The organism is Rhizobacter sp., assembly GCA_019635355.1.
Classification (GTDB): domain Bacteria; phylum Pseudomonadota; class Gammaproteobacteria; order Burkholderiales; family Burkholderiaceae_C; genus Rhizobacter.
The window spans coordinates 3,499,804-3,519,831 of sequence record JAHBZQ010000001.1; the positions used below are offsets into that span (position 1 = coordinate 3,499,804).

Here is a 20,028-nt window from a genome sequence, read left to right on the forward strand (position 1 = left end):
GTTCTTGTCTTACTGGCCGGCGAGGATCCAGCCGGCGGCACGCTCGGCGATCATCAGCGTGGGCGAATTGGTGTTGCCGCTCGTGATGGTGGGCATGACGCTCGCGTCGACCACCCGCAGGCCCCGCACGCCATGCACCTTCAGGCGCGCATCGACCACCGCGAGCGGGTCGGCCTCGGGGCCCATCTTGGCCGTGCCCACCGGGTGGAAGATGGTGGTGCCGATGTCACCGGCCAGGCGCGCGAGTTCGTCGTCGGTCTCGAACTGCGGGCCGGGCTTGATCTCTTTCGGCGCGTATTTCGCGAGCGCCGGCTGGGCCACGATGCGGCGCGTGAGGCGCAGCGACTGCGCGGCGATGTGGCGGTCGGCGTCGGTGCTCAGGTAGTTGGCCTGGATCAGCGGCGCATCGAGCGGCGAGGCGCTGCGCAGGTGCACATGGCCGCGGCTCGTCGGGTTGAGGTTGCACACGCTGGCGGTGAAGGCGTTGAACGGGTGCAGCGGCTCACCGAAGGCGTCGAGCGAGAGCGGCTGCACGTGGTATTCGAGGTTCGGGTGCGGCTGCGACGGGTCGCTGCGGGTGAAGGCGCCCAGCTGCGAAGGCGCCATGCTCATCGCGCCGGTCTGCTTGACGAGGTACTCGAGGCCGATCAGGGCCTTGCCCCACCAGTGGCGGGCCTGGATGTTGAGGGTGTTGACGCCCGTCACGCCGAAGACGGCGCGGATCTGCAGGTGGTCTTGCAGGTTGCCGCCGACGCCGGGCAGGTGGTGGCGCACCGCGATGCCGTGGTGCTGCAGCTGGCTCGCAGCGCCGAGGCCCGAGAGCTGCAGGATCTGCGGCGTGTTGACCGCACCGGCCGCCAGGATGACCTCGCCGCGCGCGTGCGCGATCTCGGGCTGGCCGCCGCCGTGCGGCAGCACCTCGACGCCGATGGCACGCCGCGCGTCGTCGCCCTCGCCGAAGAGGATGCGCGAGACGTGCGCGCCGGTCCACACCTGCAGGTTGTCGCGGTCGAGCGCGGGGCGCAGGAAGGCTTTCGCCGCGTTCCAGCGGATGCCTCGGCGCTGGTTGACGTCGAAATAGCCCACGCCTTCGTTGTCGCCGCGGTTGAAGTCGTTGCTGTGCGGGATGCCGGCCTGCTGCGCGGCTTCGGCAAACGCATCGAGCACGTCCCAGCGCAGGCGCTGCTTCTCGACGCGCCACTCGCCGCCAGGGCGTTTGCCCAGCGGGTCGAAGCCGGGGGCGGCGTGGAACTCGTCGGCGCCCTTGTGGAAGTCTTCGTGCTTCATGAAGGCGGGCAGGCATTCGCGCCAGCTCCAGCCCTCGTTGCCGAGCGCGCCCCAGTGGTCGTAGTCGCGCGCCTGGCCGCGCATGTAGATCATCCCGTTGATGCTCGAGCAGCCGCCGAGTACCTTGCCGCGCGGGTAGCGCAGCCGGCGGCCGTTGAGGCCGGGGTCGGGCTCGGTCTGGTAGAGCCAGTCGGTGCGCGGGTTGCCGATGCAGTAGAGGTAGCCGACCGGGATGTGGATCCAGAGGTAGTCGTCCTTGCCGCCGGCTTCGATCAGCAGCACGCGCTTCTTCGGGTCGGCGCTCAGCCGGTTGGCCAGCAGGCAGCCAGCCGTGCCGGCGCCGCAAATGATGTAGTCGTAGACGGGAGGAGGGGAAGGGTTCAAGACGGCGCCCTGCGGTTCGCCGCAAAGTCTAGCCGCCGCCTCGGGCCTTCCACCCCCGTCTTGACCCGGGGTGTGGTGAACGTGTTGGTTTCAATTGTTCGCCGGGGCCGGCGTGCGCAGAAGCGCATACCAGTCGACACGGCGCGTCATCACCATCACCGCGGCCAGCACCACGAAGAGCAGCCCCGAGCCGATGACGAGCGAGCTCTGCTCCAGCTGCAGCAGCAGGTAGAGCGCGCCGTACAGCCCTGCGATGCCGGCGGCGAACATCGCCCCGGCCTTCGCACCGCCCAACAGGTAGCGCCCATAGAAGCCAAGCAGCGCCACGCAGGCCGCGCTCGCCACCGCATACGACGGCCCGAACGCCAGGTGCTCCGACAGGCTCAGCAACAGCAGGAAGAAGATCGAGATCGCGCTGCCCACCAGCAGGTACTGGATGGGGTGCACCCGCAGGCGGCGCATCACCTCCACCATGCCGACGGCCACGAAGGTGAGCGCGATGAAGAGCAGGCCGTACTTGATGGCCCGGTCGCTCATCGAATAGGGGTTCACCGGGTCGATGAACGAGACGTTGAAGCTCTCGATGCACTTGCCTTCCGGGCCATCCTGCCCGCCACACAGGCCGGCGCCACGGGCGAAGTCGAGCGGCGCGGTGGTGGCCAGCGACGACATCTGCCAGGTGGCGCTGAAGCCATCGGCGCGAATCTCGCGCGCCACCGGCAGGAAACGCCCGCCGAACGACGGGTGCGGCCAGTTGGCGTCGAGCTTCATGCGCGTGTCGTCGGCCACCGGGGCGATGGCCAGGTCGGCGGTGCCCACGAGTTCGAGCGTGACTTCGGCGGTGACGGGTGCATTGGCCTGGCGCAGCGCCTCCGGCAACAGCGCGTGGAAGCCCCGCGGATGGCTCGCGTGGCCGGTGCCGGCGGCGACCGTGAGGGTGTCGCCCGCGACCTGCACCGTGGCCTGGCGGATGCCGCGGGCATCGCTCACGCCGACCATCAGCACCGGCGCCTGGCAGACGAGGCGCGAGCCGGCGTGTTCGGCCACCGGGCGCAGCGCGGCGAGCGTGGGCCATTGCGCGGTGAGCTGCGTGCGGCTCACGTAGGTGTTGACCTTGAAGAGCCCGCGGTAACGCGGCTCCATCGACACCACCGCCTGCACCGAGAGCTGGCGCGGCGTGGCCGTCAGCTGGAACTCGCGCCGGTGCGTGGTGGTGCTGCGCTCGCGACCTTCGCCGGTGATGCTGTCCCATTCCTCGCTGCACTGACTGTGCAGCACGGGGCCGAGCACCGCCTGGCGGCCGGCCTGGCTCTGCTCGACGCTGGCCACCGCTTCATGGAAGCGCTGCTGGCGCTCGTCGGCCAGGCTGCCGATGCGGCCCAGGCCCAGCATCAGCAGGCCGACGATCACGGCCAAAGCCAGGGCCTTGGCGAGGAGGGGGTTCAGTTTCATGGGTGCGGCTCCCTTGTGGATGGAAGCGCCGCACTGTCAAAGCCCGCGGTGAAGCCGGGATGAAGCCTGCGTGAAGTGAGTCAGCGCAAGGTGGCCGTGAGCACCGGGAAGAGCTTGATGAGCCCGTCGGACATCACCTCGACCGCGAGCGCCGCGAGGATCAGACCCATCAGCCGCGTCATCACGTTGATGCCGGTCTTGCCCAGCACGCGGGCGATGCGGCCGGCGGCGCTGAAGGCGAGCCACACCGAGAGGCCGATCACCACGCCGTAGCCGACGAGGTAGGCCAGCTCCCACCAATGGCGGGTCTTGTCGGCGTAGATCACCATCGTCGAGATGGTGGCCGGGCCGGTGAGGAGCGGGATGGTGAGCGGCACCACGGCGATGCTGTCGCCGGCATCGACCTTGTCGTCGCCTTCGGTCACGTCTTCGTCGCGGGTCTCGGCCGGGCGGGCGTTGAGCATCTGCAGCGCCGAGATGAGCAGCAGCGTGCCGCCGCCGACCTGGAACGACGCGAGCGAGATGCCGAAGAACTCGATGATCTTCAGGCCCGCGATGGCGCTGATGGCGATCACGCAGAACGCGCTGAAGGCCGACACGCGCACCGTGCGGCGGCGCTGCTCGGCGCTGAAGCCTTCGGTGAAGTGGATGTAGAAGGGGATCGCCCCGATCGGGTTGACGATGGCCAAGAGCGCGATCAGCGGTTTGAGAAGGTCCATCGAGGCTCCGGTCAGGCCGCCGCCAGCTCGCGCAGGTAGCGCAGCCCGGGCACGGCGCGTGGACCGTACCAGCTCACGAGCTCGCCGTCGACCCGCTGCACGATCGCCTGCGGGCACAGCGCCTGCGCCTCGCGCAGGTGGGCGTCGTCGAAGCGGAAGGGCTCGGAGCTCAGCAGCACCCGCTGCACCGAGCGCAGCCAGGGCTCGTCGCCGCGCACCACGGGGTAGCGCGCCGCACCGTGCGCACCGCCCTCGACCGCCGGCAACGTGCTCCAGCCCACCGTGGCGAGCATGCGCGAGATGTAGGTGTCGCGCGCAACCGTCATCCACGGGCCGCACCAGATGAGGTAGAGCACCTGCTGCGGCGCAGACGCGAAAGCACGGCTGTGCGCAAGCTCGTCGCGCAGCATTTGATGCAGCCGCGCACCACGCGCGGCCACCTCTGGGAGGTGGCCGAAGGCTTGTACGAGCTGGTCGACGAGCGGCAGGTTGTCGTCGGGGCCGTTCGGGTGGGTGACCACCACCTCGGCGCCCATCGCCTGCAGCGCCGGCACGATGTCGTGCCGGTTTTCATCCACATTCACCAGCACGTGCGTGGGCGCGAGTTGCCGCAGTTTGGCGAGATTCACATCCTTGGTGCCACCGACCTTGGGCACCTCGCGCAGCTGCGGTGCAGGGTGGATGCAAAACCCGGTGCGCGCGACCAGGTGGCTTTCCAAACCCAGCTCTACTACCAGCTCCGTGAGGCTGGGCACCAGGCTTGCAATACGAATGTCCTGCAGGTTTCGCATCGGGCAGGTCTCAAAACAACAGTTTCACCTTGAGCGAATTGCAGGGCTTTCCACTATTTGCGTGGGTTTGCACAATGACTTGATAATGGAATTTCCCGGTATTGGATGCAGCGCCTTCGCTTGAATGTTTCTACTCGAATGTTTCGAGGATAGGTAAAAGCTCCAGATTGTTCTCTGTCATCAGGAAAGAAAGGCGCTCTCCATGGGCAACAAACTCTACGTCGGCAACCTCGCCTACAGCGTGCGCGACGACGATCTTCAACAAGCGTTCGCGCAGTTCGGCACCGTGTCGTCGGCCAAGGTCATGATGGACCGCGACACCGGCCGCTCCAAGGGCTTCGGCTTCGTGGAGATGGGCTCGGATGCCGAAGCCCAATCGGCGATCAACGGCATGAACGGCCAGGCCCTCGAAGGCCGTGCGCTCGTGGTCAACGAAGCTCGCCCGCGTGAAGAGCGCCCGGGTGGCTTCCGCTCCGGTGGTGGCGGCGGCTACGGCGGCGGCGGTGGTGGCGGCTACGGCGGTGGTGGCGGTGGCCGCTCCGGCGGTGGCGGCGGCTACGGTGGTGGTGGCGGTGGCCGCTCCGGCGGTGGTGGCGGCTATGGCGGCGGTGGCCGCTCCGGTGGCGGCGGCTACGGCGGTGGTGGTGGCGGTTATGGCGGCGGCGGCGGTGGCCGCGGCGGCTACTGAGCCCCTCGGCCCATAAGTCGAATCAAACGAGAAGCGGTGGATGCGAAAGCATCCACCGCTTTTTCATTCCGGCCTGTGCTGTGAGCCCTATTCGCCCTGGCGCTGCTTGCGCGGCCGGCCGGCCAACACGAGATCGAAGATGGCGTTGGGCAGCAGGCGCAGCAGCTTGGCCACGGCGGCCATCTGCCAGGGGATCACGCGGTAGCTCACGCCACCTGCGATGGTGCGGAAGGCTCGGTCGGCAAAGGCCTCGGCCTTCATCAGGAAGGGCATGGGGTAGCGGTTGCGGCGCGTGAGCGGCGTCTCCACATAGCCCGGTGCGATGGTCACGACCTTCACGTTCGCATCGCGCAGCTCGCCACGCAGGCTCTCGCAGTAGCTGATGGTCGCCGCCTTGCTCGAACAGTAGGCCGCGTGGCCGGGCAGGCCGCGGATGCCGGCCACGCTCGCGATGCCCACCAGCGTGCCCGAGCGGCGTGCGCGCATCGGCGTGACGAAGGGCTGGAAGGTCGCGGCCATGCCGATGTTGTTGGTCTCGTAGACGGTGCGCATCATCTCGAGGTCTTCGAGGATGGCGGTATCGATGCCGATGCTGATGCCGGCGTTGGCGATCACCACATCGGGCAGGCCCTGCGATTCGATGCAGGCGCGGCCGGCGCCGGTGATGCTGGCGATGTCGCGCACGTCGGCACCGTAGACGACCACGCGCGACGTGTCGAGCTTCTCGCGTTCGGCCCACTGGCGCAGCTCCGCTTCGCGCCGCGCGACCAGCGCCAGCCGGTAGCCCGCGCGGTAGTAGCGCAGGGCCAGGGCCTGGCCGATGCCGCTGGAGGCGCCGGTGATGTAGGCCAGGGGGGCGGTGCTCATCGTGCAGGCTCCTTGTTGGATTTGGGCAGGAAGCTCGCGCGCATGCGCCCGCTGAACTGGATCAGGCGGTCGAGGTGGCTGTATTCCATGCCCTCGGCCTGCACCTGTGTGTCGCCGCGCGTGACGGTCACGGGCAGGTGCGACTTCACGCGCTCGGTGTCGAGGAAGGCATGCAGGAACTCGCCGCGGAAATCGAGCGCCGGGGTCGTGGGCGTGGCTTCGCTGACCACCTGGGCACCGCCCAGCAGCTGCACCTCGGTGCCGGCGCCGTTGGCAATGCCGCGACGTGCGCTCGCGTAGGTGATGCGGCCGTCGGCGCCGATGGCGCGCAGCCGCACGTTGTCGATCTCGACAGTGTCGGTGTCGGGGTAGTGGCGCAGGGCGTCGCCGTCGATCTGCGCCTTGAGGGGCCCCTGCGCACCGAAGCGCTGCACCGAGAAATTGCGCATCTCGTAGTCGGGCTCGTGGCGCAACGGGGCAGCGGCGCGGTCGCGGTCGACCACCGGGGTGTTCTTCACCAGCCACCAGGTGCCCAGCGCCAGCAGTGCCATCAGCAGCAGCGGCAGGTAGGCCGAGAAGAATTCCAGCACGCGCCAGCGCCAGGGCTGTTCGCCATGGGCCGGCTTGGGATCGGCGGGCATGGGCACGCCAGCGGGCGGCGCGGTCATGGGCTCAGCCCCCCGCATCGAGCGTGACGAGGTGGCCGTGCAGCAAGGCCGCGTAGCGGTTGGCGGCCATCAACAGCAGGTCGCAGAACTCGCGCGCGGCACCGTGGCCGCCGCTGGCGCCGGTCACGTGGTGCGCGATGGCACGCACTTCGGCGTGGCCATTGGCGGGGGCACAGGCAAAGCCGGCGCGGGTCATCAGCGGCAGGTCGGGCCAGTCGTCGCCCATCGCGGCCAGTGCCGGCCAGTCGAGCGAGAGCTGCTGCAGGATGCCGTGGGCCGCGGCGAGCTTGTCGTGCGCACCGTAGACGGCGTGCGCGATGCCGAGATCGGCCACACGGCGACGCACGGCCGGCGAATCGCGGCCGGTGATGACGATGGGCGTGATGCCGCCTTGCGCCAGCAGCTTCAAGCCGTGGCCGTCGAGCGTGCTGAAGGCCTTGAACTCCTCGCCGCGCTCGCCGATGTAGATGCGGCCGTCGGTGAGCACGCCGTCGACGTCGAAGATCGCTGCGCGCACGGCCTGGGCCTGGAGCAGCAGCTCGGGGGCGAAGCGCAGCACCGGGGCAAGTTCGCGCATCAGATGACCTTCGCGCGCATCAGGTCGTTGAAGTTGAGCGCGCCCACCAGCCGACCATCGGCCTCGACGACGAGCACGCTCGTGATCCGGTGCGCCTCCATCAGGTCGGCGGCCTCCACCGCGAGCACGTCGGGGCGGATGGTGCGCGGCGCCTTGTGCATCACGTCGGCCGCCGCGAGCGCACGCAGGTCGCGGCCGCTTTCGACACCGCGGCGCAGGTCGCCGTCGGTGAAGATGCCCAGCACCTTGCCCTGCGCATCGGTGATGGCGGTGGCGCCCAGGCCCTTCTGCGTCATCTCGCGCATCATGTCGACGAAGGGGGTGTCGGGTGCGACGCGCGGCACGTCGTCGCCGCTGCGCATCACGTCGCGCACGTGCGTGAGCAGCTTGCGGCCGAGGCTGCCGCCGGGGTGCGAGCGGGCGAAGTCTTCCTCGCGGAAGCCCCGCGCATCGAGCAGCGCCACGGCCAGCGCATCGCCGAGCGCCATCTGCGCGGTGGTGCTGGCGGTGGGCGCGAGGTTGAGCGGGCAGGCTTCGGCATCGACCGCGCTGTCGAGCACGATGTCGGCATGCTGCGCGAGGGTGGACTCGCGCCGGCCGGTCATCGCGACGAGCGTCACGCCGATGCGGCGGATGGCCGGCAGGATGGCCGTGAGTTCGTTGGCTTCGCCGGAATTGGAGATGGCGAGCACCACGTCGCCAGGCGCGACCATGCCGAGGTCGCCATGGCTGGCCTCGGCGGGGTGCACGAAGAACGCGGGCGTGCCGGTGGAGGCGAGCGTGGCGGCGATCTTGCGGCCCACGTGGCCGCTCTTGCCCATGCCCATCACCACCACGCGCCCGGTGCAGCGCAGGATGGCCGACATCGCCTGGCCGAATTCGTCGCCGAGGCGGCCCTTCAGGCCGAGCAGCGCCTCGGCCTCGATGTCGATGGTCTTGCGCGCGAGTTGCAGCGCACGATCCACATCAAGGCTGGCAGAAAGAGGGGTGGCAGAGGACACGAGAGGGGCTGCGTGGGCAGGGCTGTCCAGTAGGATCGGGCGATTGTAGGCACGTGGCCTGTGCCCCTTTTGTCCACGCTTGTGCCCTCGTGCCGCCCGTTGCGCCCACATGGTCAGCACCCTTGAACTGGTCCTGCTCTACCTGATTGCCGCCGTGCTGGGCGTGGTGGCCTGCCGCATGCTGCGCCTGCCACCGATGCTGGGCTACCTGGCGGTCGGCGTGCTGATCGGCCCCAACGCGCTGGCGCTGGCGAAGAACTCACCCAGCGTGAGCTACCTGGCCGAATTCGGCGTGGTGTTCCTGATGTTCGTGATCGGGCTGGAGTTCAACCTGCCCAAGCTCAAGAGCATGCGCAAGCTGGTGTTCGGCCTCGGCCTGAGCCAGGTGGTGCTCACCGTGCTGATCGCGCTCGCCGGCAACGCGTTGCTGGCCACGGCGTTTGCCGCCGTGGGGCGGGAGTGGGGCCTCAGCTGGCGCAGCGCCTTCGCGCTGGGCGGAGCGCTCGCCATGAGCAGCACCGCCATCGTGGTCAAGCTGATGGCCGAGCGGCTGGAACTGGAAAGCGAACACGGCCGGCGTGTGATGGGCGTGCTGCTGTTCCAGGATTTGGCGGTGGTGCCGCTCATCGTGCTCATCCCAGCGCTGGGATCGTCGCCCGAAGCGTTGATGCGCGAGCTGGCCTTCGCGTCGCTCAAGGCCGCGGCGCTGCTCACGGTGTTGCTGGTCGGCGGGCAGCGGGTGATGCGCTGGTGGCTCACGCTGGTGGCGCGGCGCAAGAGCGAAGAGCTCTTCATCCTCAACCTGCTGCTGGTGACCCTCGGCCTCGCGTGGATGACCGAACACGCCGGCCTGTCACTCGCGCTCGGGGCCTTCGTGGCCGGCATGCTGATCGCCGAGACCGAATACAAGCACCAGGTGGAGACCGACATCCGGCCCTTCCACGACGTGCTGCTGGGCCTCTTCTTCATCACCATCGGCATGAAGCTCGACATGGAGATCGTGCTCTCGCAGTGGCCGCTGGTGCTGGTGCTGAGCCTGATCCCGGTGGTGTTCAAGTTCGGCCTGGTGGCCGCGCTGGCCAAGCTCTTCGGGGCGGCCACGGGCACGGCGTTGCGCACCGGCCTGTACCTGGCGCAGGCGGGAGAGTTCGGCTTTGTGCTCGTCAACCTGGCGCAAGGCGAAGGGCTGTTGTCGCCCACGCTGCAGAGCGCGGTGCTGGCGAGCATGGTGCTCTCGATGCTGGCCACGCCGTTCATCGTGATGTACAGCAACCGCATCGTGATGCGGCTGTCGTCGAGCGACTGGCTGATGCAGTCGGTGGCCATGACGACCATCGCCAAGCGCGCCATCAACACCGAGGCGCACATCATCATTTGCGGCTACGGCCGCAGCGGCCAGAACCTCGCGCGCCTGCTCGACCTGGAGCGCATCCCGTACATGGCGCTCGACCTCGACCCCGACCGTGTGCGCCAGGCCGCGGCGGCCGGGCAGAGCGTGGTGTTTGGCGATGCGGCACGCCTGCAGAGCCTGATGGCCGCCGGCCTCGCGCGTGCGAGCGCGGTGGTGGTGAGTTATCACGACACGCCCTCGGCGCTGAAGATCCTGCACCTGGTGCAGGAACACGCGCCGACCGTGCCGGTGGTGGTGCGCACGATCGACGATGCCGACATCGAGCGCCTGCGCGCCGCGGGTGCCACCGAGGTGGTGCCGGAAGCGGTGGAGGGCTCGCTGATGCTCGCGAGCCACGCGCTGGCGCTCGTCGGCGTGCCGATGCGGCGCGTGATCCGGGTGGTGCAGGACCAGCGCGATGCACGCTACAGCCTCTTGCGTGGCTACTTCCACGGCGCCGACGACGACACGGTCGACGACCTGCAGCAGGCGCGGCTCCTGAGCGTGAGCCTGCCGCCGGCCGCGGCGAGCCTGGGCCAGCCGCTGGCCGACCTGGCCCTGCACGCCGTGGGGGTGAGCGTGGTGTCGGTGCGGCGCGCGACCGGCTCGGTCACCCAGCAACCCGACGACAGCGTCACCTTGCATGCCGGCGACACGCTGGTGCTGTCGGGTCTGCCGGAGGCCTTGGCGCTCGCCGAAGGCAAGCTGCTCGGGCGGGGCTGACGATGACAAAGGGGCCCGAAGGCCCCTTTGTCGTTCCCGGATTGCGCTGCGCTCAGGGAGGGCAGGCGCCACCATTCGCCGCGATCACCGGGCGGAAGAGCGCGGCCGCGGCACCCGCCGCCGCGTCCTCGGCCGTCGCCGCCCGCGTGAAGGTGCAACCGTAGGCCGGCGCGGCCACGGTCGCCGGGGTCAGCACGTCGTCACCCGCCGGCTTGGGGCCCCCTTCGGCCCAGGCGACCAGGTCACTGAAGGCTTCCACCTGCTCGGCGAGCGTGAAGTCGCAGTGGCTGATGCCGCGGATGGCGCGCTGCACCAAGCGGTCGCCATTGCCCCGGGCCACCGCACGCTGGCGGTAGACCTGCTCCATGTTGAAGGGCACGAAGAGGTCGCCCAGGGTGTGGATGGTCAGCACCGGCACGCTGAACTCGCCGTTGACCTTCGGGACCCAACGCAGGCCGTCGCGGCGCAGGCGGTTGGCGTCGGGGTCGGCGGTGAGCTTCAGCGCCACGTTGTTGATCGCCGTGCTGCCGGCCGTGTCACCCGTGATCGTGTAGGTGAAGGCATTGGTGTCCAGCACGTTGCGGTTCAGGATGCCGTTGACCGTGCCATCGGAGCCGAAGGTGCTGTAGGCCGACTGGAAGCTGCGGCCGGCCGCCAGTGCCAGGTCGAACAGCGGGCGGTCGCCGCCGGTCAGGTTTTCGACGATGGAGGCGAAACGCGCGCCGTTCGCGGTCGGCACGATGGTGCTGGCGCTGAAGGTGCTGAACAGGTTGCCGGTGACGGCGGCCGAGATGTCGGCCCAGTTCTGCGTCGGGTAGCGCGGCACGCCGGCCACCGCCTGCGCGGCCACCTGGATCCCGGCAAAGGTGTTGAAGAGCTCGGTGTCGCCGGTCACGCCGCACATCGGCACGGCACCGTCGTAGCGCACGCGGTTTCGCGCCGTGGCCAGGGTCTCCGCTTCCACCGCGGCGGCGGCGATGTGGCCGCCCATCGAGTGGCCAATGATGTAGGTCTTGGTCGGGGCTGCCAGCGTGCGGCCGTTGGCGGCGGCGATGCGGGTGAACTCGAGCGCCAGCGCGTTGGTGTCTTCGACGCCGGCCCGCACGTCGTACCAGTTCTTCGCGTAGCTGGAGGCGGCCCAGGCGTAGCCGTTCTCGATCAGGTAGCGGCGGATCGACGGGTTGCCGGTGGTCGGGGTGAGCGTGGTGCCGCGGTAGCCGTGGGCGTACATCACGAGCTTGCCGTTCCAGTTGGTCGGCACTTCGACGCGGTAGGAGGCGCCGTTGAGCACGCCCGCCCAACGGTCGGTCGTGACGGCGACGCCGGCCATCGCCGTGAAGCTCGGGCCGTTAGCGCCGGCGGCGTAGTCGGGGTAGACGGTGGTGTTGTCGAGCGGCACCGGCGTGAAGACGCGGGTGTCCTGTGCGCGGGTCTCTTCGGGTGCCGGCGGGTCGTCATCGCCGCCGCCGCAAGAGGCCAGGACCACGGCTGCGGCGAGGGCCGCCAGCCGGAAGGGGGAGAAGTGTTGCTGCATGGGGTCTCCTGTGATCGATCTGCTTTTGCAAACGCGCGTCGTGCGCACGTTCTGCCCGACGGTATCCGGGCGTGCTTTTGTGCGATCAGCGGGGATACCCGTTACAGCTCGTCACGTGGGGGACAAACGGTTCTGCAAGCCGGAACGCGGCGCGAACCTGGCCGATGCTGCCACTCCCGTGGCACGAAACGGCAATCGACAGCGCCCCGGCCGGCAGCGGTTGGCCGGGGCGGGCGCCGTCAGGCGAAAGGCATCTTGCTGGCCATGTTGGCGCGCATGCGCTGCGCCATCACCGCGCCAGCCGCCCGCACCAGCTCGAGCGCCAGGGCGGGGGAGCGCTGGGCCAGCTCTTCCAGGCGCGGGCCGCGCAGCGCCCACACCATCGACGGGGTGACCGCCTCGACGCTCGCCATGCGCGGGCCGTCGCCGAAGATGCCCGGCTCGCCCACCACCGAACCGGGGCGCAGGATCGCGATGCGGTTGCTGCCCGGGGGGCCGCCGGTCACGAACACCTGCAGCGAGCCGCGGCCCAGGAAGTACATCGTGCGGTCGGTGTCGCCCTGCTTGATGAGCAGGTCGCCGGCGCGGATGTCGTGCTGCGTGAAGTAGGGGCCGATGGTGCGCCAGTGTTCGGCGTTGAGCCGGGCCCGGAACGCGTCTTCGGTGTTGAGCGTCTGGATCGCGTTGACCAGTTCGTTGAAGTCCATGATGAGTCGGCCGCGGAGTGAGTAGGCGCGGCGGGCGCCGCGTGGGGCGATTATCGGCTCGCCCCGCCGCGTCAACAACGAAGGGCAACCCGCGGGCGGCGGGTCCTCACTCGCCTTACTTGCCGATACAGAAGCGGCTGAAGATCTCGCCCAGCAGGTCGTCGGGCGTGAAGGCGCCGGTGATCTCGGCGAGCGCGTTGTGGCCCAGCCTCAGCTCTTCGGCCAGCAGGTCGAGGGCAGGCTGGGCAGACTGCAGTTGCGCGCGGGCCATCGCGAGGTGATCGCGGGTGCGCTGCAGGGCGTCGACATGCCGGGCGCGGGCGATGTAGACGCCTTCGGGCTGCGCGTGCCAGCCGGCGAGCCGGAGCAAGGTGTGGCGCAGGGTGTCGAGGCCGTGGCCGGTCTGCACCGAGATCGCCACACCATCGCCTTCGGGCGCCGCGCGCAGGTCGTGCTTGTTGAACACGTGCACCACCCGCGCGGCGAGCGGCGCGAGGCGTTTTGCGATCGCGGCGTCGTCGGTGTCGTAGGCCGGCTCGCCGACCCGCGTGAGGTCGTGCAGGAAGAGCACGGCGTCGGCCTGGCCGATGGCGTCCCAGCTGCGGGCGATGCCGATGCGTTCGACCTCGTCGCCTGCGTCGCCGAGCTCGCGCAGGCCGGCGGTGTCGATCACGTGCAGCGGCACACCTTCGATCTGGATGGTCTGGCTGACCTTGTCGCGGGTGGTGCCGGGGATGGGGGTGACGATAGCGAGTTCCGCCCCGGCCAGCGCGTTGAGCAGCGAACTCTTGCCGACGTTGGGTTGGCCCGCGAGCACGACGCGGATGCCTTCGCGCAGCAGCGCCCCCTGGCGCGCGTGGTCGAGCACGGTGGCGAGCTGGGCGTTGATCGCATCGAGCTGGCCTTGCGCATCGGCCTGGCGCAAGAAGTCGATTTCTTCTTCGGGAAAGTCGAGTGTCGCCTCGACCAGCATGCGCAGGCGCACGATCTGCTCGCGCAGGGTGTCCACTTCGCTGGAGAAGGCACCCGAAAGCGAGCGGCTGGCCGAACGCGCCGCGGCTTCGGTGCTGGCGTCGATGAGGTCGCTCACGGCCTCGGCTTGCGCGAGGTCGAGCTTGTCGTTGAGGTAGGCACGCTCGGTGAATTCGCCCGGCTCGGCCAGGCGCAGGCCGATGTCGCGGCCGAGCTCGAGGCAGCGGGCGAGCAGCAGCTGCAGCACCACCGGCCCGCCGTGGGCCTGGAGTTCGAGGACGTCTTCGCCGGTGTACGAATTCGGCGCGGGGAAATGGATCGCGAGGCCGCGGTCGATGGGCTGGCCGTGCGCGTCGAGGAAGGGGAGGTAGGTCGCGTGGCGCGGGGCGAGAGCCCGGCCGCACACACCCTCGATCAGCGGCTGCAGGTCGCGCCCCGAGGCGCGCACGATGCCCACCGCACCCCGCCCGGCGGCGGTGGCGATGGCCACGATGGGCTGGTGATGGCGCGGCAGCATCGCCGAATGCTCCCCGCGCGCTCGCTCAGGTCACACCCAGGCGCTTGTTGATGATGTACTGCTGCGCGATGCCGAGGATGTTGTTGGTCAGCCAGTACAGCACCAGGCCCGCCGGGAAGAAGAAGAAGAACACGCTGAAGATGAGCGGCATGATCCACATCATCCGGGCCTGCACCGGGTCCGGCGGCGTCGGGTTGAGCCAGGTCTGCAGCAGCGTCGAGCCGGTCATGAGCAGCGGCAGGATGTAGTAGGGGTCTTTCGCCGACAGGTCGGTGATCCAGCCGAGCCACGGCGCGTTGCGCATCTCCACGCTGGACAGCAGCACCCAGTACAGCGCGATGAAGAAGGGCATCTGCACGAGGATGGGCAGGCAGCCGCCGAGCGGATTGACCTTCTCTTCGCGGTAGATGCGCATCATCTCCTGCTGCATCTGCTGCGGTTTGTCTTTCAGGCGCTCGCGCATTTCCATGATGCGCGGGTTGATGGCCTTCATCTTCGCCATCGAGCGGTAGGCGCTGGCGTTGAGCCAGTAGAACGCGATCTTCAGCAGCACCACGAGTGCCACGATCGCCCAGCCCCAGTTGCCGATCAGCGAGTGCAGCTTGTCGAGCAGCCAGAAGAGCGGCTTGGCGATGACGGCGAACCAGCCGTAGTCCTTCACGAGTTCGAGGCCGGGGGCGAGGGCCTGCAGCTTGTTTTCTTCCTGCGGGCCGGCATAGAGCTGGGCTTCGTGCGTGACGGTGGCGTCGGGCGCGATGCTGCCGAGCGGCAGCACCATCGCCACCGTGTAGAGGTTGTTGCCCAGGCTCTGGGTACGGAACTCGCGCGGCGCCTTGCCTGGCACCAGCCAAGCCGAATTGAAGTAGTGCTGGACCATCGCGATCCAGCCGTTGTCAGCCTTCTTCACGTAGTCGGTCTTGCCCTTCTCGATGTCGGCGAACTCGACCTTCTGGAAGTGCTTTTCTTCGGTGTAGACCGCCGGGCCAGTGAACGAGGTCGGCGCCATGAACATGCTGCTCGGCGGCACGGTGCCGTCGCGCTGCAGCTGCAGGTAGAGCTCGGGATGGACCGGCGCCGTGCCACGGTTGGTGACCTCATGGCGCACGCCGATGGTGTACTGCCCGCGCTTGAACACGTAGCTCTTGCGCAGGGTCACGCCGGCAGGCTCTGGCGTTTCGAAGCTCACGGTCAGGGTGTCCTGCCCGTCCTTCAGCGTGGTGTCGCCGGGCAGCATCTTCAGCAGCGTCAGGTGGTTGGGAAGGTTGATGCCAGGCTGCTGGGCAATGAGGCCGGTCTGCGCGACGTAGGTGCGGGAGCCACTGCGGTCGAAGAGCACCAGCGGCTGCTTGGGATCGGCATCGCTCGGGTGCTTGAGCAGCACGAGCTTCACCAAGTCGGCCCCCTTGGTGTCGAAGGTGGCTTCATAGAGGTCGGTCTTGACCGTGCGCTGCTCGCTGGCGACCGCGGCGGCGCTGGCCGCGCCCGCAGGAGGCGCGGCCACCCCGACCTGACCGGGGGCCGGCACACCCGAAGCGGCTGTCGCCGTGGCCGCAGGCTTGGCCGGCGTCGGCGCGAACATCGACGGCTTGCCGTTGTGCATGTTCCAGTTGTTCCACAGGAATGTCAGCGACACCAGGAACACCACCCAGAGCAGGGTGCGGCGCATATCGGTCATGGGGAGGTCTTTTCGCGAGAAGAGGTCAGAAGACTGGTGAAGGGGCGCGGCGCTTGTGCCGGCACCGGGTCGTGCCCACCGGCACACCAGGGGTGGCAGCGGGCGAGGCGACCGAGCGTGAGGTAAGTGCCCGCCGCGGCGCCGTGGCGTTCGAGCGCCTCCAGGGCGTAAGCCGAGCAGGTGGGCTCGAAACGGCAGGCGCTGCCCAGCCACGGGCTCAGGAAGAAGCGGTAAGCCCGCACCAAGCCCATCAACAGGCGTCGGGGAAGGGCCAGGACGGCGGCGAGCATGGCGATCTCCAGGCTCACGCCCCGGCCGCGCGGCGCACCGCGTCGGCCATCAACCGCGAGAGTTCACGCCCCGCTTCCTCGCGCAGGGCATCGGAGGCGGCGCTCGCAAAACGGTTCTTGTCGAACGGCGAGCGCAGGCGCACCACCCACAGCCCGGCCTGCAGGCTGGACTGCGCACCCGCGGCCTCGCGGATCTGGCGTTTGAGCAGGTTCCGGGTCACCGAACGGCGGGCATGGCGCTTGGGCACCACCGCCCCCAACCAGCAACCGGCGGGGGATTCATCCACAGGCTTGCCCATTTCCGGTGCCTGACCTGTTGACAACTTGCTGGCAACTGCCGGCGGAGCGGGCTTTCGTGCCGTGCTCGGGCCGGATCGCAGGTAGTGGACGGCGAAATGCAAACTGCGTGCGTGGGCGGGAGTGCCCAGCACGCGTTCGAAGTCGGCAGATCGCACGATGCGACCGATCACGGCGTGGCCGTGTCCAGGGTCAAGGCGCGGCCGTGTGCTGCGCGGGTGCCGTCTTCAGACGGCCAGGCGCTTGCGGCCCTTGGCGCGGCGAGCGTTGATGACGGCGCGGCCACCGCGGGTCTTCATGCGCACGAGGAAGCCGTGGGTGCGGGCGCGGCGGGTCTTGGAAGCTTGGTAGGTGCGTTTCATGGGGCAATCCTGCTGGTCTGTTTGAAGGTCTGGAAATCGAGATGAAGACCTGCGCTGAGACACTCGCAAGCGCTGCTTTGTGCCGCGGCGCCCACCGATCGACCAAGCCTTCGGGAAACCCACTATTACACCAAAAAGGCCTTTTGAAGTCAAAGACTTGCACGGCAGCATGCGCCTGCCAGCGCTTTCGTGAAGGGATTGACCATCGTCTCGAAACTGTGGATAACCGCGTCTCCCGCAACCAGGGGCACGTAGAATCCCGCCGCTCCGAAAAAGACTTTTCCACAAATGAGCGCTGACCTCTGGCAACGTGGCTGCGAACGACTCGCGGCGGAGTTGCCCGAACAACAATTCAACACCTGGATCCGGCCCCTGCCGGCCGCTGACGTCACCGACGAGGGTGGTGACGTGGCCGTGGCCAGCGTGCAGGTGCCCAACCGCTTCAAGCTCGACTGGATCCGCAACCAATACGCTGGCCGCATCGAGGCCGTGCTGAGCGAGCTGGCCGGCAAGCCGGTGCGGCTCGACCTCACGCTTGCCGCCCGCGAGCCGCAGGCCTCGGGTGCAAGCGCGGTGCGCGGCACGGGCCCGCGCTCCTTCACACAGGCCTTGCGCCAGGCGCCGGCTGCCAACGAGACACCGCTGCCCGCCCGCCCCCTAGCCGAAGGCCACTCGAGCGCCAACCTGCCGCGCCACCGCCTCAACCCGGCGCTGACCTTCGACACCCTGGTGCCGGGCCGCGCCAACCAGATGGCCCGCACCGCCGCGCTGCACGTGGCCGGCGCCCCGGGCCAGATGTACAACCCGCTCTTCATCTACGGCGGGGTGGGCCTGGGCAAGACCCACCTGGTGCATGCGGTGGGCAATGCCTTGCTGGCCGACCGGGCCGATGCGCGTGTGCTCTACCTGCACGCCGAGCAGTTCATCACCGACGTGGTGAAGAACTACCAGCGCAAGACCTTCGACGAGCTCAAGGCCAAGTACCACCAGCTCGACCTGCTGCTGATCGACGACGTGCAGTTCTTCGCCGGCAAGGAGCGCACGCAGGAGGAGTTCTTCAACGCCTTTGAAGCACTCCTGGCCAAACGCGCGCACATCATCATGACCAGCGACACCTATCCCAAGGGATTGGTGGACATCGACGAGCGCCTCACCTCCCGCTTCGACGCCGGCCTGACCGTCGCCATCGAGCCGCCAGAACTCGAGATGCGCGTGGCCATCCTCATGCGCAAGGCCGACAGCGAGGGCACCTCGATGCCGGAAGACGTGGCCTTCTTCGTCGCGAAGAACGTGCGCGCCAACGTGCGCGAGCTCGAAGGGGCGCTGCGCAAGATCCTGGCCTATTCACGCTTCTCGCAGAAGGACATCAACATCCAGCTCGCCCGCGAGGCGCTGAAGGACCTGCTGTCGATCCAGAACCGCCAGATCGGCGTCGAGAACATCCAGAAGACGGTGGCCGACTTCTACAAGATCAAGGTCGCCGACATGTACAGCAAGAAGCGCCCGGCCAGCATCGCCCGGCCACGCCAGATCGCCATGTACATCGCCAAGGAAATGACGCAGAAGAGCCTGCCCGAGATCGGCGAACTCTTCGGGGGCCGCGACCACACCACGGTGCTGCACGCGGTGCGCAAGATCGCCGCCGAGCGCCAGAAGAACACCGAGCTCAACCAGCAGCTGCACGTGCTGGAACAGACCCTGAAAGGCTGAGCGCACGCCTTGCCCAACTGTCAACTCACAACCCTGGGGACAAGTCCATGACAACTCGGGAGCTGTCCACAGCCTTCGCTGAAAGCCGAAAGTTGTTGTCGATCCTTCCCGCCATGCCAGCCCATCGGCACACAGGGTTCGCGGCAAGATAAGCGGTTGATGGAAAAGGGGAAAATGGCGTTCTCCACAGAAAACGTCGTCCTCTACTAAGACGACTAAATTAAGAGGTTCACATGATTGTCTTGAAGACAGCACAAGAAAAAGTATTGAGTGCGCTGCAAGCCGTCTCGGGCATCGTCGAGCGTCGGCACACGCTGCCGATCCTGGCCAACGTGCTGATCCGCAAGACCGGAGGGTCGATCGAGTTCACCACCAGCGACCTGGAGATCCAGGTGCGCACGCTGGCCGAGTTCGAGGGCGACGCCGGCAACTTCAGCACCACCGTCGGGGCCCGCAAGCTGATCGACATCCTGCGTTCGCTGCCCAGCGACCAGACCGTGACCCTCACCGCCAACCAGAACAAGCTGACCCTGCAAGGCGGCAAGAGCCGCTTCACGCTGCAGACGCTGCCGGCCGACGACTTCCCGCTGGTGCAGGAAGCCGCCGACTTCGGCCCGATGTTCAGCGTGCCGCAGAAGACGCTGAAGACCTTGATCAACCAGGTGCACTTTGCGATGGCGGTGCACGACATCCGCTACTACCTGAACGGCATCCTCTTCGTCGCCGAAGGCAAGAGCTTGACGCTGGTGGCCACCGACGGCCACCGCCTGGCGCTGGCCCAGGCCAACCTCGATGTCGAGATCCCGAAGCAGGAGGTGATCCTCCCGCGCAAGACGGTCCTCGAGCTGCAGCGCCTGCTCAAGGACGAAGACACGCCCATCGAGATGCGCTTCGCCGGCAACCAGGCCAAGTTCAGCTTCTCGGGCATGGAGTTCGTCACCAAGCTGGTCGAAGGCAAGTTCCCCGACTACAACCGCGTCATTCCGAAGAACCACAAGAACAGCGTGACGCTGGGCCGTGCACCGCTGCTCGCGAGCCTGCAGCGCGCCGCCATCCTGACGAGCGAGAAGTTCAAGGGGGTGCGCGTCAACATCGAACCGGGCAGCCTGCGCATCGCGTCGAGCAATGCCGAACAGGAAGAAGCTAAGGAAGAACTTGAGATCGACTACGGTGGCGACACCATCGAGATCGGCTTCAACGTGACCTACCTGATGGACGTGCTGGCCAACATGAGCGTGGACATGGTCAAGCTGGAATTGCAGGACACGAACTCCAGTGTGCTGATCACCGTGCCCGAGCAAGCCGGCTTCAAGTACGTGGTCATGCCCATGCGGATCTGACCCCGCCGGCCTTTGCGCCGAGTGCCACACGCAAGCGGGCTTCGGCCCGCTTCACCGTTTCTAAGATGGGGTGAAAG

The 20,028-nt window shown here is 68.1% G+C and carries 19 protein-coding genes; 4 read left to right on the forward strand and 15 right to left on the reverse strand.

Going from position 1 to position 20,028, the window contains the following annotated elements; translation table 11 throughout:
- Positions 1–9: 9 nt before the first annotated feature.
- The 4 genes from KF892_15995 to KF892_16010 all read right to left on the reverse strand — a co-directional run bounded on the left by KF892_15995 (position 10) and on the right by KF892_16010 (position 4,633).
- Positions 10–1,671: a GMC family oxidoreductase N-terminal domain-containing protein gene (locus tag KF892_15995; GenBank protein ID MBX3626522.1), complete on the reverse strand. Its 1,662-nt coding sequence runs from the start codon at positions 1,669–1,671 to the stop codon at positions 10–12.
- Positions 1,672–1,761: 90 nt separating this feature from the next.
- Positions 1,762–3,123, reverse strand: a complete 1,362-nt coding sequence (gene creD / locus KF892_16000; GenBank protein ID MBX3626523.1) for a cell envelope integrity protein CreD — start codon at positions 3,121–3,123, stop codon at positions 1,762–1,764.
- A gap of 80 nt (positions 3,124–3,203) precedes the next feature.
- Complete coding sequence (locus KF892_16005) at positions 3,204–3,842, reverse strand: MarC family protein (protein MBX3626524.1); 639 nt, start codon at positions 3,840–3,842, stop codon at positions 3,204–3,206.
- Between the two features lie 11 nt (positions 3,843–3,853).
- Complete coding sequence (locus KF892_16010) at positions 3,854–4,633, reverse strand: cobalamin-binding protein (protein MBX3626525.1); 780 nt, start codon at positions 4,631–4,633, stop codon at positions 3,854–3,856.
- Positions 4,634–4,835: 202 nt separating this feature from the next.
- Between KF892_16010 and KF892_16015 the strand changes: the two genes are divergently transcribed.
- Positions 4,836–5,321 (forward strand): RNA-binding protein, encoded by a 486-nt coding sequence (locus tag KF892_16015; protein ID MBX3626526.1) that lies wholly within the window; start codon positions 4,836–4,838, stop codon positions 5,319–5,321.
- Between the two features lie 87 nt (positions 5,322–5,408).
- Here KF892_16015 and KF892_16020 read toward each other — a convergent pair whose 3' ends face one another.
- From KF892_16020 to KF892_16035, 4 genes are read right to left on the reverse strand one after another with little or no spacing between them, the layout of a single operon-like run.
- Positions 5,409–6,188: an SDR family oxidoreductase gene (locus KF892_16020; protein ID MBX3626527.1), complete on the reverse strand. Its 780-nt coding sequence runs from the start codon at positions 6,186–6,188 to the stop codon at positions 5,409–5,411.
- The gene (gene lptC / locus KF892_16025) at positions 6,185–6,829 is read right to left on the reverse strand and encodes an LPS export ABC transporter periplasmic protein LptC (GenBank protein MBX3626528.1); all 645 of its coding nucleotides are present in this window, start codon (positions 6,827–6,829) and stop codon (positions 6,185–6,187) included. The genes KF892_16020 and lptC overlap by 4 nt, the downstream gene beginning before the upstream one ends.
- A 31-nt stretch (positions 6,830–6,860) precedes the next feature.
- The gene (locus tag KF892_16030) at positions 6,861–7,433 is read right to left on the reverse strand and encodes an HAD hydrolase family protein (GenBank protein MBX3626529.1); all 573 of its coding nucleotides are present in this window, start codon (positions 7,431–7,433) and stop codon (positions 6,861–6,863) included.
- Positions 7,433–8,545 carry a KpsF/GutQ family sugar-phosphate isomerase gene (locus tag KF892_16035; GenBank protein MBX3626530.1) on the reverse strand — a complete coding sequence of 371 codons (1,113 nt, stop codon included), beginning with the start codon at positions 8,543–8,545 and terminating at the stop codon, positions 7,433–7,435. The genes KF892_16030 and KF892_16035 overlap by 1 nt, the downstream gene beginning before the upstream one ends.
- Between KF892_16035 and KF892_16040 the strand changes: the two genes are divergently transcribed.
- The gene (locus KF892_16040) at positions 8,544–10,547 is read left to right on the forward strand and encodes a monovalent cation:proton antiporter-2 (CPA2) family protein (GenBank protein ID MBX3626531.1); all 2,004 of its coding nucleotides are present in this window, start codon (positions 8,544–8,546) and stop codon (positions 10,545–10,547) included. The genes KF892_16035 and KF892_16040 overlap by 2 nt on opposite strands.
- Positions 10,548–10,599: 52 nt before the next feature.
- Here the strand turns inward: KF892_16040 and KF892_16045 are convergent, their stop codons facing one another.
- From KF892_16045 to rpmH, 7 genes are all read right to left on the reverse strand, one after another.
- A complete protein-coding gene (locus KF892_16045; GenBank protein ID MBX3626532.1) occupies positions 10,600–12,081 on the reverse strand; it encodes an alpha/beta hydrolase in 1,482 nt (493 codons plus the stop codon).
- A 239-nt stretch (positions 12,082–12,320) separates the two neighbouring features.
- Positions 12,321–12,788, reverse strand: a complete 468-nt coding sequence (locus KF892_16050) for a cyclic nucleotide-binding domain-containing protein (protein ID MBX3626533.1) — start codon at positions 12,786–12,788, stop codon at positions 12,321–12,323.
- Between the two features lie 115 nt (positions 12,789–12,903).
- Positions 12,904–14,277 carry a tRNA uridine-5-carboxymethylaminomethyl(34) synthesis GTPase MnmE gene (gene mnmE / locus KF892_16055; GenBank protein ID MBX3626534.1) on the reverse strand — a complete coding sequence of 458 codons (1,374 nt, stop codon included), beginning with the start codon at positions 14,275–14,277 and terminating at the stop codon, positions 12,904–12,906.
- Between the two features lie 25 nt (positions 14,278–14,302).
- Positions 14,303–15,952 carry a membrane protein insertase YidC gene (yidC, locus tag KF892_16060; protein MBX3626535.1) on the reverse strand — a complete coding sequence of 550 codons (1,650 nt, stop codon included), beginning with the start codon at positions 15,950–15,952 and terminating at the stop codon, positions 14,303–14,305.
- Positions 15,949–16,242 carry a membrane protein insertion efficiency factor YidD gene (gene yidD / locus KF892_16065; protein ID MBX3626536.1) on the reverse strand — a complete coding sequence of 98 codons (294 nt, stop codon included), beginning with the start codon at positions 16,240–16,242 and terminating at the stop codon, positions 15,949–15,951. Before yidD ends, yidC begins: the two co-directional genes overlap by 4 nt.
- 14 nt (positions 16,243–16,256) lie before the next feature.
- Positions 16,257–16,712 (reverse strand): ribonuclease P protein component, encoded by a 456-nt coding sequence (locus tag KF892_16070; protein MBX3626537.1) that lies wholly within the window; start codon positions 16,710–16,712, stop codon positions 16,257–16,259.
- A gap of 54 nt (positions 16,713–16,766) precedes the next feature.
- Complete coding sequence (gene rpmH, locus KF892_16075) at positions 16,767–16,901, reverse strand: 50S ribosomal protein L34 (GenBank protein MBX3626538.1); 135 nt, start codon at positions 16,899–16,901, stop codon at positions 16,767–16,769.
- Between the two features lie 288 nt (positions 16,902–17,189).
- Between rpmH and dnaA the strand changes: the two genes are divergently transcribed.
- Positions 17,190–18,611, forward strand: coding sequence for a chromosomal replication initiator protein DnaA (gene dnaA, locus KF892_16080; GenBank protein MBX3626539.1), 1,422 nt, complete (start codon positions 17,190–17,192; stop codon positions 18,609–18,611).
- Positions 18,612–18,844: 233 nt separating this feature from the next.
- Positions 18,845–19,951 (forward strand): DNA polymerase III subunit beta, encoded by a 1,107-nt coding sequence (locus tag KF892_16085; protein MBX3626540.1) that lies wholly within the window; start codon positions 18,845–18,847, stop codon positions 19,949–19,951.
- Positions 19,952–20,028: the final 77 nt, after the last annotated feature.